The 13,633-nt window shown below is 59.5% G+C and carries 15 protein-coding genes; 4 read left to right on the top strand and 11 right to left on the bottom strand.

Going from position 1 to position 13,633, the window contains the following annotated elements; translation table 11 throughout:
* Positions 1-23 precede the first annotated feature (23 nt).
* Positions 24-269: a zf-HC2 domain-containing protein gene (locus G6N78_RS02225; RefSeq protein WP_165215300.1), complete on the bottom strand. Its 246-nt coding sequence runs from the start codon at positions 267-269 to the stop codon at positions 24-26.
* A 35-nt stretch (positions 270-304) separates the two neighbouring features.
* The gene (locus G6N78_RS02230) at positions 305-1,096 is read right to left on the bottom strand and encodes a TVP38/TMEM64 family protein (protein ID WP_165215302.1); all 792 of its coding nucleotides are present in this window, start codon (positions 1,094-1,096) and stop codon (positions 305-307) included.
* Positions 1,097-1,187: 91 nt separating this feature from the next.
* On the opposite strand from G6N78_RS02230, the gene G6N78_RS02235 reads away from it, so the two are divergent.
* The gene (locus G6N78_RS02235; RefSeq protein ID WP_165215305.1) at positions 1,188-1,859 is read left to right on the top strand and encodes an RNA polymerase sigma factor; all 672 of its coding nucleotides are present in this window, start codon (positions 1,188-1,190) and stop codon (positions 1,857-1,859) included.
* 17 nt (positions 1,860-1,876) lie between these two features.
* On the opposite strand, the gene G6N78_RS02240 is transcribed toward G6N78_RS02235, so the two are convergent.
* The 4 genes from G6N78_RS02240 to G6N78_RS02255 form a co-directional block, all read right to left on the bottom strand.
* Positions 1,877-2,494 carry a CDP-alcohol phosphatidyltransferase family protein gene (locus G6N78_RS02240; RefSeq protein ID WP_165215308.1) on the bottom strand — a complete coding sequence of 206 codons (618 nt, stop codon included), beginning with the start codon at positions 2,492-2,494 and terminating at the stop codon, positions 1,877-1,879.
* Entirely contained in the window at positions 2,491-4,002 is a 1,512-nt protein-coding gene (locus tag G6N78_RS02245; protein ID WP_165215310.1) for a dihydrolipoyl dehydrogenase family protein, read from the bottom strand. The genes G6N78_RS02240 and G6N78_RS02245 overlap by 4 nt, the downstream gene beginning before the upstream one ends.
* Positions 4,003-4,642: 640 nt before the next feature.
* Entirely contained in the window at positions 4,643-5,083 is a 441-nt protein-coding gene (locus G6N78_RS02250) for a hypothetical protein (RefSeq protein ID WP_165215313.1), read from the bottom strand.
* 392 nt (positions 5,084-5,475) lie between these two features.
* On the bottom strand, positions 5,476-6,255 hold the full coding sequence (locus tag G6N78_RS02255; protein WP_165215315.1) for a hypothetical protein: 780 nt from the start codon (positions 6,253-6,255) through the stop codon (positions 5,476-5,478).
* 353 nt (positions 6,256-6,608) lie between these two features.
* On the opposite strand from G6N78_RS02255, the gene G6N78_RS02260 reads away from it, so the two are divergent.
* Positions 6,609-7,322, top strand: coding sequence for a DUF2971 domain-containing protein (locus G6N78_RS02260; RefSeq protein WP_165215318.1), 714 nt, complete (start codon positions 6,609-6,611; stop codon positions 7,320-7,322).
* A 710-nt stretch (positions 7,323-8,032) separates the two neighbouring features.
* Here G6N78_RS02260 and G6N78_RS02265 read toward each other — a convergent pair.
* The 4 genes from G6N78_RS02265 to G6N78_RS02280 all read right to left on the bottom strand — a co-directional run bounded on the left by G6N78_RS02265 (position 8,033) and on the right by G6N78_RS02280 (position 10,495).
* Positions 8,033-8,209 carry an SDR family NAD(P)-dependent oxidoreductase gene (locus tag G6N78_RS02265; RefSeq protein ID WP_165215320.1) on the bottom strand — a complete coding sequence of 59 codons (177 nt, stop codon included), beginning with the start codon at positions 8,207-8,209 and terminating at the stop codon, positions 8,033-8,035.
* A 72-nt stretch (positions 8,210-8,281) separates the two neighbouring features.
* Complete coding sequence (locus G6N78_RS02270; protein WP_165215323.1) at positions 8,282-8,959, bottom strand: peroxiredoxin-like family protein; 678 nt, start codon at positions 8,957-8,959, stop codon at positions 8,282-8,284.
* A gap of 92 nt (positions 8,960-9,051) precedes the next feature.
* A complete protein-coding gene (locus G6N78_RS02275) occupies positions 9,052-9,822 on the bottom strand; it encodes an enoyl-CoA hydratase/isomerase family protein (protein WP_165215324.1) in 771 nt (256 codons plus the stop codon).
* Between the two features lie 43 nt (positions 9,823-9,865).
* Positions 9,866-10,495 (bottom strand): glutathione S-transferase family protein, encoded by a 630-nt coding sequence (locus G6N78_RS02280; protein WP_165215327.1) that lies wholly within the window; start codon positions 10,493-10,495, stop codon positions 9,866-9,868.
* 108 nt (positions 10,496-10,603) lie between these two features.
* Between G6N78_RS02280 and G6N78_RS02285 the strand changes: the two genes are divergently transcribed.
* Complete coding sequence (locus G6N78_RS02285; RefSeq protein WP_165215329.1) at positions 10,604-11,479, top strand: LysR family transcriptional regulator; 876 nt, start codon at positions 10,604-10,606, stop codon at positions 11,477-11,479.
* A 150-nt stretch (positions 11,480-11,629) separates the two neighbouring features.
* Here the strand turns inward: G6N78_RS02285 and G6N78_RS02290 are convergent, their stop codons facing one another.
* The gene (locus G6N78_RS02290) at positions 11,630-12,457 is read right to left on the bottom strand and encodes an oxidoreductase (protein ID WP_165215332.1); all 828 of its coding nucleotides are present in this window, start codon (positions 12,455-12,457) and stop codon (positions 11,630-11,632) included.
* A 77-nt stretch (positions 12,458-12,534) separates the two neighbouring features.
* Here G6N78_RS02290 and G6N78_RS02295 point away from each other — a divergent pair, with 77 nt between their 5' ends.
* A complete protein-coding gene (locus G6N78_RS02295) occupies positions 12,535-13,479 on the top strand; it encodes an AraC family transcriptional regulator (RefSeq protein WP_165215334.1) in 945 nt (314 codons plus the stop codon).
* The last annotated feature ends 154 nt before the right edge of the window (positions 13,480-13,633 follow it).

The following is a 13,633-nucleotide window of genomic DNA, read 5'->3' on the forward strand; positions in this document are numbered from 1 at the left end:
ACGGTTCAGAGATCCGGCGGATCTCACGTTTTCTTGCCAGACCCCATCTGTCGTCGCGCGAGTGCAGCCTTGATCTCCTCGCTCGGCACCGGATCGTGCATGGCACCTGCCATGGCGGTCAGAGCATGAGTGACGCGCATCTGCTCGACGAAGGCCCTGCATGCCCGGCACATCGCCAGATGAAGCTTGATGTTCAGCCGCGGCCAGAAGCCGAGATCGCCATCGATCAGGAGACTGGCACGCTCGGCGACTTCACTGCATCGAAACATGGTTCAGCCTTCCCCGGACATGGTGAAACGAAGTCTCATGGCGACGTCCTGCGTTTGCGGATCTGGCGCACCAGCGTCGGGATCAGCGCCACCAGCGCCAATGCGAAGAAGGCGAGCGTGATGTCGCGTGTCACGAGATCCGAGATCTGCGCTTCCCGGCCGCTCGCCTGTGCCGCGACCAATACGCTGTCGACACCCTGGCCGAGATAGGCGTAGGCGAAGGTGCCGGGCAGGATGCCGAAGAACGTCGCGGCGATGAACCGGCCGAGGCTGATGTCGAACAGGGCGGCCGCGATGTTGACAACGAAGAAGGGAAAGACCGGCGCGAGACGGATGACGAAGAGGTAGCCGAAGGCATTTTCGCGAAAACCGTCCGCCATCTTCTTGACCACGCCATCGACCCGATGGCGCAGAAAGTCGCCGAAGGCAGAGCGCGTGGCGAGAAACAGGAGCGAAGCACCGATCGTGGCACCAACGGCAACCAGCGCGCCGCCGATCATCCAGCCGAAGAGAAAGCCGCCGAAGATGGTCAGCACGGAGGCCGCCGGAAACGAGAAGGCGACAGCCAGAATGTAGACGGCGAGAAACAGCAGCGCGGACCAGAACACATTGGCATCGACATAGGCCCTCAGAGCCTGGCGTTGTTCGGCGAGAAATCCAAGGCTGAGATAGTCCTGCAGGCCGAAGGCATAACCAAGCGCCAGACCCGCGACGACGAGGACGACAGGCGTATAGCGCCAGAGGCTGCCTCGACCGACAGCCCCCTTTGAGGCGGTGCGTTCGTCCTCCGGTGGGCGGCCTTGCTGCGGGGAACGGCTGTCAATCATCGTGGTTTCCTCGAAACGCCCGCGCGCCCTGTAAGATCACCGGTTCCGGCGCGACTGATCCCCTATGGTCACTATGGCTTGATGGGGTCGAATGCTGCTGGACATGGAAGGCGATTGTTTTGCTAATGGCGCGCGGGCTGAGGCAGGGGGCGGCGTGGCGCAGGATGAAGGTGACGATCTGGCTCTGGCGCGACACCTCGTTGACGGGGATGGTGCAGTCTTCGAGCTGCTCTATCGCCGGCACAATGCCGCGATGATCCGCTTTTGCGCGGGCATCGTCCGGTCGCGCGAGATCGCGGAAGAAGTCGTGCAGGACACCTGGGTGGCTGTGCTCGGCCGCATCGATCTCTTCGAAGGACGCGGGTCGCTCGCGGGTTGGATCTACACGATCCTCCTCAACAGGGCGCGCAGCCGCGCTCGTCGCGAAGGCCGCATCGTGTCCTTCGACGATCTGGGGGATGGCAATGGTCTCGGCGAGGCTTTTGACGGGAGCGGACACTGGCGCACCAGACCCGAGCTCTGGGAAGACCTGACGCCCGAGCGGCACATCGAGGGGCGAAGCGTTCTGCAACACGTCGAGGCGGTCATCGAAACGCTGCCACCCGCGCAAAGGGCGGTGCTGATCCTGCGCGGCCAGCAGGAGCTCGATCCGGCGGAAGTCTGCGCGTTGCTCGACATCTCCGAGGGCAATATGCGCGTGCTTCTGCACCGGGCGCGGCTGACGGTTCGCAATGCGCTCGACCGGCTGAATGCTGGCCTCTGACCGAGATAGGACAAGGCTCATCGGTCACCTCCCGAAAAGGCAAGCCAGCCCTGGCGCCAGCGGATGACTGTCGTCAGCGCGCAAATGGCGGCAAAGCCATAGGCGATAAGCGGAAAATGGTGCGGCAGGAGACACATGGCGACAAAGACCGCGATCGTCTCGAAACCTTCTGCCAAACCACCGGCATAGTAGATCCCCTTGGTGGGGAATTCCGGCGCCTTGCGACCGAGTTTTGCGGCAACTGCCGAGAAAGCGAGGAAGGAAGAGCCCGTGCCGACGAAGGAAACGATCAGGACGGCAGCCGGCAGCGCATTCACGTCGGGCATCGCCACCGCAAAGCCGAGCGGGATCAACGCGTAGAAGACCATATCAAGCGCGATATCGAGATAGGCGCCACGATCCGTCGGCCCCCAAATGCGGGCGACGGCGCCGTCGAGGCCATCCAGCGCGCGGTTCACGAGGACCAGCAGAAGTGCTGCCAGGAAAGAGCCGAAGCAGAGTGCAGCGAAGGCGCCGAGACCTGCGAGGAAACCGATCAGGCTGACCTGATCTGCCTTCACCCCGCGATGCGCCAGGAATTCGGCGACGGGCTGCAGGGCCGCCTTCTGCAGCGGCAGGATCTTGGCGTCGATCATCCACGCCTCCAGGTCTGAAAGCGTTCGAGCAGTGACAGGAGGAAGCCGTTGATGTGATTGCGGCGCCACTGGCCGGCGACCAGCTTGTTGGCCTCGGCGAGCGTCGGATAGATGTGGATCGTGCCGAGGATCTTGCCGAGGCCGTGGCCATGTTTCATGGCAAAGACGAATTCGGCGAGCAGGTCGCCGGCATGTTCACCGACGATGGTGGCGCCCAAGATCTTGTCCTTGCCCGGCACGGTCAGCACCTTGACGAAGCCGCTGGCGGACCCGTCCGCAATCGCGCGATCGAGATCGTCGATGCCGAAGCGGGTCACCTCATGCGGGATCTTCTTCTCCTTCGCCTCGGCCTCGGACAAGCCCACCCGCGCCACTTCCGGATCGGTGAAAGTCGCCCAGGGGATGACGCTATAATCGGCCTTGAAGCGCTTGAGATCCCCGAAGAGCGCGTTGATCGCCGCAAACCAGGCCTGATGCCCGGCGACATGGGTGAACTGGTAGGGCCCTGCGACATCGCCGGCCGCCAGGATGTTCGGATGCAGTGTCTGGAGGTAGTCGTTCGTCTCGACGACCCTATCCACCTTGATGCCGAGGTCTTCGAGCCCGAAGCCCTTCAGCCGTGGCGCCCGTCCGACAGCGACGATGATCTCGTCGAAGCCGATGCGGAACTTGGCCCCGTCCTTCTCGACCTCGATCCACTTCTCGCCGGCACCTGTTCCACAGGCGACCGCCTTGTGGCTGGTCAGGACATTGACGCCGTCAGCCTTCATCGACGCCTCGACGAAGCGGGCTGCATCCTCGTCCTCGCGCATCATCAGGCGCGGTGCCATCTCGATCTGCGTGACCTCGGAGCCAAGCCGGGCAAAACTCTGCGCCAGCTCGCAGCCGATCGGTCCTCCCCCCAGAACGACCAGCCTCTGCGGCACGGCTGGGCAATCGCGAAGGCGCTCCCACATGTTGTCCGAGGTCAGATAACCGATCTCGGCGAGGGCTGGGATCGGGGGCACGAAGGGCTGCGCACCGGTTGCGATGATGATTGCGCGCGTCGTCAGACGCTGCGTGCCGCCATCGTTCAGCGCGATCTCCACCGTCCAGGGATTAATCAACCTTGCATAGCCCTGCAGGACTTCGACGCCGAGGCCGGTGTAGCGCTCCACGCTGTCATGCGGCTCGATCTCGGCGATCACCTTGTGGATACGCTCCATCACGGCGGAGAAAGGCACCTTTGGCTCGACCGGCTCCAGACCATAATGGTCGGCATGGCGCATTTGGTGCGCCACCCTGGCGCTCTTGATCAGCGCCTTCGAGGGCACGCAGCCGAAGTTGAGGCAATCGCCGCCCATCTTGTTCGCCTCGACCAGCGTCACCTTCGCCTTGGCGGCGGCCGCGATATAGGCCGAGACGAGCCCGGCTGAGCCTGCACCTATGACGATCAGGTTGCGATCGAAACGGTTCGGCCGTTTCCAAACGGATGGTGGAAGGCGCTGATCTTGATTTCTAGAATTCATGTTTTGGCCTGGCGCTGTACGTTGCAACAGGAAGACCATCAGAAATCTAAGTTGTTACAAGGCCGCCCAAAGAATTTTTCATGAATGGATTTTCGCTAGCGACGTGCGCTTCGCGTTATGCCCATTTCTGGTTCGCAGAAATCATCTCCGCCGCATATCTATGGCCGCTTTGGGCCACGCACCACGATGGCCTTTACGACCGTAGTGACGGCGCAAAGCTGCCGGTCGCTGTCCTGCTGCCTCACCACAAAATTGAGGTCCGAAAGCGGAAATTATTGCCGCTCGACCGTCCGGTTGACTGATGCCCAAAGTCAGGGCACAAAGTGGCATCCACGGTCGCTCGCGATGGAAAAAAAGAGGGAATTCTGAGGACTTTTCGTTAAGTCTTTGAAATCATGTGAGAATCCAGGTCACCCAGGCAGGTCTGATTTGACCGCTTTTTTGATCCAAATTGGCAACCATCTCCCGCACGGAAAAGCGTTGTCTTTCAATAAGTTGGGCGACCGCGGCCGCAGTTCTCTAAGCTATCCATCATGCTCGAGGACCGTTGGGAATGTTGGCTGGGGACCTTGCTCCGAGCCGCGATGAGTGTGTGCCCCGGGCCTAAAAACCGCGGCCCTGTGGTCTGGTTCGACTAAGGTTAGTCGTCGCCTGTCACTTGAGGCAGATACTTTTTCTGCCAAACCGCTGCGCTTGCTTCATTTGCGAAATGCACAACAACTAGAGCCCGAGCATCCCCGTCATCGCGCTCGATCTTAACCGCAGCGATGTGTGTTCCATTATCATCAGTGTATCGGTTCATGATCGAGGTCACGATGTCATGGAAATCGTTCTCGCTAAAGTCGGTGAAGGAGTATGCAAGCGCCACGTTACCGTTCTTCTTCGCTTCCTTGATAGCATCCTTAAAAGCCGGCATATAGACATTCGGATCATGACGCCCATGCTCTGACAGCGCGCCGTGTTTGACTTTACCAGTATACAGAATGAGGCTGTTCGCTACTACCGCGCCGTCATAGGCCTCGTCATCCATTATCTCAATGTATTGCGCCTCATTAACCGGGCTGGGCAAACGAATTGTCAATTGATCTCCTCTCAGAGTTTTTCAGGTTGATAGCGGATCGGGTAGTCCTGGCAACCAGGCTCAATGGCACATCAATCAAAAACAATGCGATAAGAAATTTGTTGCAATCATAAACGGAAGGTCTCGAATGGAAGCCTTGGCTGCTCGCTGAGACATATCGTGATCTCTGCCAAAGGCGACCTCGTTCGAGTGTCCCAAACAAGCCGTGATTAACGACAGTTTCGTGGCCGTGATACGGCTGGCTGCTTCCCAGTGCGCAAGTTTCTAACCAAACCGTCAGAAGCAATTTGCGAAAGTCCGGAAGATCCGACGGAGCCTGACCAAAGGCGATAATGGACGCTCCGGCTAGCCCGATCGTTCAGCATGATGTCAAACCTACTGAATTGCTAGCCTCAGTTATCGACGTGAACGAACGTCTGCCCTCCTTCAAGTTCCTGCCTAATAATCGTCGCGATATCCCCCCGCCCCTCGCTCTCCAACGTTCCAGCCACCTGTTCGAGCAGATACCCGCCGCCATTAGCGACGGTTGCCTGTACCATCACCCGGATGCCGGCTTCGAGATCGCCGCTCGCCTTAGGAAGCGCTCGCATCCTGCTGACCAGTTCATCATGGTGGGCAATGGCTTTCAGGGCGGGCGGTGATGCAATTTGGGCTAGCTTGGGTCTGTTTTTAGCGCTTGTACGCGCTTCCTTCGCTTGTGGCGGTGCGATCTCGACATCAAGAGTCTCTGTTCCTGTTGCCGTGATCGTTGTTTTCCGGAGACGGATCGTGCTCCCCGTTTTCTCAGAGGCTTTCGCCATAGCGATGATCGACCTGTCGACACTGTCATCAACCGAGCCTGTTTGCGGCAACGCAACGGAAGCCTTTGAAGACTTAAACCCATCGCGGAGCTTTTTGGCGAAGGTGCTAAGATCTTGGGCGGCCTTCGCAACGTCAGCAGCACCCTTTATCCATCCACTAGCGCCCGTAGCAATGTCCACGAGCCAAATCCAGGTCGAGCCGAGCTCGAGACGTGCGACGGCAAGATCGCGTCCGGTCATCTGCTTATAGTCAGCGTCCAGCGCCTTAAATATCGCGGCGAGTTGCGCAGCGGAAATCGGCTCGCCATCGTTAAAGGAAATAACGAGCAGCCGCTCGTCTTCAGATTCTTTGCGAAAGTCGAAATCTGCCATGCATTCCCCCGGCGATGCGACCAAGTTATCTACCCCGCTAGGAAAATCAACGGCTGCCCATTGCTTCTACACCCGTTATCGCCTTGAGAAGTTGTGGCCTCTCTGCTCCAGCGCTCCGCAGGACCGGATCCCGTTCAAGAAACTTGTCGAAGAGCACCCTGCTCAGGTTCCTGTACCGCCCACTAGCCGTCTGCGACTTGCTGAAAATCGATCTCGGAACGTCGTGCAACGACCTCATCGGGTTCGAGATGAGCTTTAAGCTGCCGGAACGCAAACGCTGGTGTCTTTCAGCGTTCGCGACCTCGTAGCGGCCGCGCGGTTCTGATAATCAGCTTTGACCACAGGAGGATCGCATGCCGGGCCGCATAGTCGACTACGTTACCCCAACGCAACTTTTCCGATATAGAAGTTTCCGACGTATCGATGGCGACACTTCAGCAGTGCAGCGGCGCGAACTTGCGGCTATCCAGGAAGGTTACATTTGGGCCGCCGCGTACCACCAAATGAACGATCCGATGGAGGGGACGTTCTATGCACGGCGCCAGGGTCGTGGCGACTCCAACTTCCAGACGATCCTCGAGTCGATCCGCGAGGGCAAGCAGCAAACAGGAATCGCGTGCTTCAGCGAGACACCGACAAATGAGCTGATGTGGGCGCACTACGCCGATGAGTTCCGCGGCATCTGCATCGCGTACGATTTCTCAGACCTCCGCGAGTCCCTCGAAGGGAACGTGGCGTTTTCCAGGCTCTTCTACACCGAGAATCCTCCGAACCTCGATCTTGGGGTAGATAACCTTGAAACCAATGTTCGCAGGGTACTGTCGTCAAAGAGTCATAAGTGGGGCTACGAACGCGAATGGCGCATGTTCGCGCAGCGGCTCGGCAGGATCGGCTATCGAAACCCTGTAGCCGTGCGCACAATCTACTTCGGCCATCGCATCGACGCCGACATCCGTCGCACCATTGAGAGGCTGGCACGAGGTCAAAATATCGAGTGCTCTGAGATGCAGTTGGATGGCTATCGAGTGAGCTTTGACAACACGGAAGCACGTACGCGCCGTCGATAATCTGAAACGAGTTTGGCCATCTGCTAACATTGGATCAGGTTTCGTTCAATCACAGATTTAACGTTTTATTACGCGGCTTCAGACAACGGAAATGGGGGCGCAAAGCTACTGGGCGTTTTAGGGTCGCCCCACCGCAAATTGAGGTCCAAGTGCGGAAATTATTGCCGCTCGACCGTCCAGTTGACTGATGCCCAAAGCCAGGGCACAAAGGTGGCATCCATGGTCGCTCGCGATGGGAAAACAGAGGGAATTTCAGGGCTTTCAATTAAGCCATTGAAATCATGTGAGAATCCAGGTTCCCCAGCCAATTCTCCCTAAAAGCCCTTAATTCCTTGATTTTCCAGTCGTGCCGGATATCGTTTTGGCATCATTGGCGACCTGATGCCCAGAGGTGATGCCCAGGCGCCATATGCGCGGCGCCGGACCGGTGGCAGGCAAGGGCGAAAACCCCATGGCGGTCGCGACGATGCGCCTATCCGCTGTTTGAGATGTTCGGAATCCGTCATCACCTGATGCTGAACGCCGATTGTCCCCGCCTCATCTATCTCCAGAACAAGGTTTGCTCGCCTCCCACATCTTTGCGATCCGCTCGAACTATCTCGAGCTCCTTCATGAAGCGAACTCACGCGGCTTTAACGATGGCATTCGACGACTGATACACCTCTTGAACTCGGTCCAAATGCGCTTAACGAGGAGAAGGCCATGAAGGCCTATTTCAGCGGCCGGGTGGAAGCGCTCTTCGACGTCACCAGATGCAAGCTGCCGGGAACGTCGTCGTCTGCATGGTGGGCAATGCCGATCACCGTGGCGCCGTGAGCTAAAAGCCGGTTCGCGAGTGCCAACCCGATGCCCTTGCTGGCACCCGTCATCAGAAATGTCTTCTTCATCACATATCCTTTCGGCCCCGCTTCGGCGTGAAGCAGGGCCTTATCTCCGTAGGTTTCGATGCGTGGATCGGATCAGGCGGCGGGGCGGGTTGCTGCGGCACGAATCGCGGGCAGCATGTCTTCCGGCTCAGGACGACGGGTATAGTCCGGGTTCACTTCGGCGTAGAGGATGAGACCATCCTGGCCGACGACGTAACGGGCCGGCATCGGCAGGGTCCAGCTCTCATCACCGTTGAAGGCAGACAGGTCGTTCTTCAGCGACTTGTAGAGGTCGACCAGATAATCCTGCATTTCGAAACGCAGGCCGAAGGCGGCTGCGACATCGTTGTGCGTGTCGGACAGGATCGGGAAGGTCAGGTTGTTCTGGCGCACCGATTTGCGGCTGTTGACCGGATTTTGCGGGGAAATAGCAACAAGCTTTGCGCCAAGTGCTTCGAACTGCGGGAGGACCTCCTGCAGGGCCTGGAGCTCCATGTTGCAATAGGGACACCAGACGCCTCGGTAAAAGCTGATCACCAGCGGGCCATGCGCCAGAAGATCCGCCGACGAGACCGGATTGCCGTCCGGATCGGAGAGGGTGAATTCCGGCAACGTGTCGCCGGCCTTCAGTGCCTTCTGGGCAGCGCCCGAAGCGATCAGTTCTGCGGTAGCGCGGTGCATCGTCTCGATCACCGAATAGGGGACGTTATAGGGCGGCTTGCTCGCCTCGAAATCGGCTTTGAAGGCGTCGAGCTTGGATTGAAGTGTCATGGTCATTGCCTTTGATTGGACTGGGATTTGGAGCCTTGGGCGAGCCGGACCTCAGGTGCCGACCCGAAGTCCGGCGTAGGAACAGGACATGATCAGCCGTTCGCAGCCATGGAACGAGCGACGTCCGCGGCACTGATGCCTTCGAGAGCAAGGCCGTAGCCACCGTCCTGATCGATGATCCGGCGCAGCTTTTGGGTGAGCGCGATGCGGGTGTAGCTGGAGGTCAGCGGCGGCAGCGCCGCAATCTCCTCGGCAATCTCATGAGCGCGAGCGAGCAGCCTATCGGCCGGCACGATCTCGTTGACGACCCCCCAGTCCTTGGCGGTCGCCGCATCGAGCACCTGGCGGGTCAGGATGAAGTAGCGGCCGCGGATGCTGCCGATCACCTCCGGCCAGAGAAGGTTGACGCCATCGCCAGGCACGATGCCGAAGTCGAAATGCGGCTTGTCCTGGAAGACCGTTTCCGGCGTCGCAAGAATGATGTCGGTGAGCAGCACATATTCCGAGTGAAGCAGCACCGGGCCGTTCAGCGCGGTGATCATCGGCACCTCGATGTCGAGGATGTTCATCAGGACCTTGCGGCCCTCGCGAAAAATTTTGTCATAGCCGCGCGGCGAGAAGAAATCGAAGCCGTCGGGGCTGATCGCGTCCATGAAGGCGTCACCCGAGCCGGTGAGGATCACGACGCGGTTCTCGCTATCAGAGCCGATGTGATGAAAAAGGTCGACGAACTGTTCGTGCGTATGGCCGTTGAAGACGAGCTTGCCGCCATCGGTGTGGAGCGCGACTTCGAGGACGCCGCTTGGCGAGCGGGTCAGGCGAGCGTTGGCGAAGGAATTTTTGTAGATATCGAACTTGGACATGGTGGTACTCCTTGATGTCCGGATGAAACGGGAAATGGAAAGATCAGGCGGCGGGCTGGGTTTCGATGAGAGCATCGGCGCGAGCGATGGCCTGCCGGACGGCCGGGCGTGCAGTCACGGTGTCGAACCAGCGGGATAGGTGTGGGCGACCGTCGAGGGTCAGGCCTGGGAACTGCAGACGCCACATCCAGCCGAAATGGGCGATGTCGGCGATCGTGAACTCTTCTCCAGCCATGAAGGGCTGCGAGGCCAGCTTCGCATCCAGCAGGCCGAGGAGCCGTTCTGCCTCGGTGGTGAAGCGGGCCTCGGCGATCGGCTGTGGCTCGGGCGATGAGCGCTTGAAGAAGCCCGCATTTCCGAAGGCAGGGCTCAAGCCGGAGGCATGGAAGAAGAGCTGTTCGAAGACCCGGGCGCGGGCGACACCGTCCGGCGGCAGGAGCTTGCCGGTCTTTTCGGCGAGATAGACGAGGATGGCGGCGCTCTCGGTCAGGACGAACCCATCGTCGCTCAGGACTGGCACCTTGCCGTTCGGATTGAGCGCGAGGAAAGCCTCGCTCTTCTGGTCGCCCTTGCGGACGTTAACCGGCTTCAGCGCGTAGGGCAGTTCCAGCTCTTCGAGAGCGATCAGCACCTTGACGCTGTTCGGGGTGGCAAAGGCGTGGACTTCAATCATCGTTCATCTCCTTCGGATTGTGTTCCGTTGAAGACAGTTATGACCATTCCTAAGAACTTGCGGCAGGCAGCCTGAAGCAATAATGCTTATTCCCATGGAGAATAGGCGATGGATAGATTTCAGGCGATGAACGCCTTTGTGCGCGTGGTCGAGACGGGGTCATTCTCACAGGCCGCGCGGCAGATCGGCATTGGGCAGCCAGCGATCTCGAAGACGATTGCGCAAATCGAAGACCGCCTTCAGGTACGTCTGCTGATCCGATCAACGCACGGCCTTTCGCCGACCGATGCGGGGCTTCGTTTCTACGAACGGGCAAAGACCGCGATCCATGAGGCGGACGAGGCCGAGCTGGAGGCGAAGGGTGCCGGTGCCGGCCTGTCTGGCCGCCTCCGAGTCAGTGCAGCAACGACATTCGCGAGGCTGATGGTCGTACCGCGTCTGCCGGAATTCCTGGCCGCCAATCCCGATCTTGAGGTCGATGTCGTTCTCGACGACCGGGTGATTGACCTCGTCTCAGAAGGCATCGACATCGCACTGCGTATGGGCGAACTCTCCGACAGCGCTGCGGTCGCGCGCAAGATCGCGACCGGCCGCCGGTCCGTGGTCGCGACACCTGCCTATCTCGACAGGCATGGCATCCCAAATGTGCCGGTGGACATCGCCGCGCATCAGGCGATCGTCTATACCCAGCTCGGCAATAGCTGGACCTTCCGCAGAGATGGCACAGAGGCCTCGGTCGCCGTGTCGGGACGTGTCCGCTTCACCGCCGCCGAGGGCATCCGCGCCGCCGTCAAGGCCGATATGGGACTGGCAGTAACATCGGACTGGATGTTCTGGCCGGAACTGCAAAATGGTGAAGTGATACGGGTTCTGGAGGACTGGGACCTCCCAGATATCGACCTGTGGGCGGTATTCCCGACAGGACGGCTGGCCAGTGCCAAGGCGCGGGCGTTCGCGGACTTCGTGGAGACAATGGTCGGCTGACGCAATGTCTCCTCTCTGCCCCTTAGCGGTCATCTGACCTGCTTGCGTTCAAAACAAGACCGGCCGGCGGCGGTTACGCGATAGGCAATTCGGCCGCGAACCGCGCTGCACGGATGGTGGCGCGGTCTGCCGTAGTCGTTGCAACTCCTATCAGCCGTCAGTCGAGACCGTGACGGCTTTCCAAACTTCGATCTCCCGCTGCAGACGCTCAATCCTGTCCGTGACGAGGTTAAGCGCGTCGCTCCCAAGCAAGAGCTGCGGCGGCGGAGTGTCGGACGCGATCAGAGCCAGAACTGCCTCTGCAAGTTTCGCCGGATCGCCAAGTTGCTTGCCGCTCTTTGCCTGACGTCCCTCTCGGATCGGATCAAACAATGCGTCGTAATCCGCAATAGATCTTTCCGTGCGGATCATCGAACGTCCGGCCCAATCTGTTCGAAACGAGCCTGGGCAGAGCGTGGTAACGCGCACACCGAAAGGGGCCATTTCGGCGCGCATGACTTCGGAGATACCCTGGAGGGCGAACTTGCTGCCGCAGTAGTAGCCAATGCCGGGCATGGTGATCATTCCGCCCATTGAGGTGACGTTGACGATAAAACCGCGGCGTCTTTCGCGGAAACGCGGCAGGAATGCCTTCGCCACCGCAACAGCGCCAAAAACGTTCACATCGAACTGGCGTCGCATCTCTTCAAGGGGCGACTCTTCGAGGATACCCTCATGTCCGTAGCCGGCATTGTTGATCAGGACATCCACCGGCCCGTAGTCTGCCTCAGCCTGTTCGACGACATCGGGTATCCGGTCGAATTCGGTGACGTCACATAGAACGGAACGGACGGCAGGCAGCCGTTCTGCAAGGCTTGCCCGCGACGCTTCGGAGCGAATGGTACCGACAACCGTGTGGCCTTGTTTGCTGGCTGCCGTAGCGATTGCAAGACCGAAGCCCGAATTGGCACCGGTGATGAAAAAGGTCTTCTTGGACATGCGTGACATCCTCTTCTTGTTTGATCGTTGCCGTTGACTGATAATCTCCCGGCTATGATCTGATGAGAGCAATTTCTATGACTTCATTGCCAAATCCTATGAGTTTCGAAAGCCAGCGGCTTGTGCGTCAGCGGCTGTTGGAGCTGGCAGGACTGCTTGCCCCAAATGAGGGTTACAATCCGACGGGACTTTCAGGACTTCGCATTCTGAGGACCGAAACGGTGCTTCATGACGTCCCGGTGCTCTACAAGCCGGGTGCCGTCTTCGTGTTGCAGGGACGCAAGCAGGGCATTCTGGAAGGCGACGTCTATCTCTACGACGAGGAGCACTATCTCTCGGTCTCCGTGCCCGTTCCGTTCCGTATGGAATCCGTCGCCAGCGTGGATCGGCCGCTGCTGGCGATCTATGTGGAATTCGACATGCCGTTAGCCGCCGAGATCGCCTCCCTCATCGAGAAGCGGTCCTCCGGGACGTCGGCCGCCAAGGCAAGAAGTCTTGTATCCAGCAAGATGGGACCCGATATCCTGGACGTATTGCTGCGACTGTTGAAAGCCCTGACTGATCCTGTGGAGACTGCGGTGCTGGGCAAGGGCATCTTGCGCGAGTTGCACTATCGGGTTCTCGTTGGCCCCCAAGGTGGGGCGATGATCTCGGCGCTGCAGCAGAGAGGTACGCTCGGAAAAATCGTGCAGAGTCTCGCCCGGCTGCGTGAGACGTACCGCTCAGACGTCTCCGTCGCTGCTCTGGCAAGCGACGCCGGCATGAGCATTCCGTCCTATCACGCCCATTTCAAAGCCCTGACCGGCAGTAGCCCGATGCAATACGTCAAGGCCATGCGGCTTCATGAGGCCAGATTGATGATTGCGCGCCAGGACATGGCGATCGCGGAAGTCGCTCTCTCGGTTGGCTATGTCAGCCCCGCTCAGTTTAGCCGCGACTTCAAACGTCACTTCCGCCGCACCGCGTCGGAAGAGGCGAGATGGGTCCGCCAGCATCTCGGCGCGCTGGCGTTTGGAGCATAGAGCGTTGGTCCGTTCTTGGCGCGAAGCGGTTCTGTCGCGGCTCATTGCCAGCGCGGCATCCGCACGCTGCCCCTGCCGCTCGCATGGCCGAAGCCGGCACCTTGGTGCGCCGTTCCAGTTCGACTTGCTGTCGCGCTTCATCGCTATCCGCGAC

Source organism: Allorhizobium pseudoryzae (genome assembly GCF_011046245.1).
Taxonomy (GTDB): domain Bacteria; phylum Pseudomonadota; class Alphaproteobacteria; order Rhizobiales; family Rhizobiaceae; genus Neorhizobium; species Neorhizobium pseudoryzae.

Coding starts and splice junctions, on each gene's coding strand:
- G6N78_RS02225 (WP_165215300.1), bottom strand. CDS start 269: ATGTTTCGATGCAGTGAAGTCGCCGAGCGTGCCAGTCTCCTGATCGAT.
- G6N78_RS02230 (WP_165215302.1), bottom strand. CDS start 1,096: ATGATTGACAGCCGTTCCCCGCAGCAAGGCCGCCCACCGGAGGACGAA.
- G6N78_RS02235 (WP_165215305.1), top strand. CDS start 1,188: ATGCTGCTGGACATGGAAGGCGATTGTTTTGCTAATGGCGCGCGGGCT.
- G6N78_RS02240 (WP_165215308.1), bottom strand. CDS start 2,494: ATGATCGACGCCAAGATCCTGCCGCTGCAGAAGGCGGCCCTGCAGCCC.
- G6N78_RS02245 (WP_165215310.1), bottom strand. CDS start 4,002: ATGAATTCTAGAAATCAAGATCAGCGCCTTCCACCATCCGTTTGGAAA.
- G6N78_RS02255 (WP_165215315.1), bottom strand. CDS start 6,255: ATGGCAGATTTCGACTTTCGCAAAGAATCTGAAGACGAGCGGCTGCTC.
- G6N78_RS02260 (WP_165215318.1), top strand. CDS start 6,609: ATGCCGGGCCGCATAGTCGACTACGTTACCCCAACGCAACTTTTCCGA.
- G6N78_RS02265 (WP_165215320.1), bottom strand. CDS start 8,209: ATGAAGAAGACATTTCTGATGACGGGTGCCAGCAAGGGCATCGGGTTG.
- G6N78_RS02270 (WP_165215323.1), bottom strand. CDS start 8,959: ATGACACTTCAATCCAAGCTCGACGCCTTCAAAGCCGATTTCGAGGCG.
- G6N78_RS02275 (WP_165215324.1), bottom strand. CDS start 9,822: ATGTCCAAGTTCGATATCTACAAAAATTCCTTCGCCAACGCTCGCCTG.
- G6N78_RS02280 (WP_165215327.1), bottom strand. CDS start 10,495: ATGATTGAAGTCCACGCCTTTGCCACCCCGAACAGCGTCAAGGTGCTG.
- G6N78_RS02285 (WP_165215329.1), top strand. CDS start 10,604: ATGGATAGATTTCAGGCGATGAACGCCTTTGTGCGCGTGGTCGAGACG.
- G6N78_RS02290 (WP_165215332.1), bottom strand. CDS start 12,457: ATGTCCAAGAAGACCTTTTTCATCACCGGTGCCAATTCGGGCTTCGGT.
- G6N78_RS02295 (WP_165215334.1), top strand. CDS start 12,535: ATGACTTCATTGCCAAATCCTATGAGTTTCGAAAGCCAGCGGCTTGTG.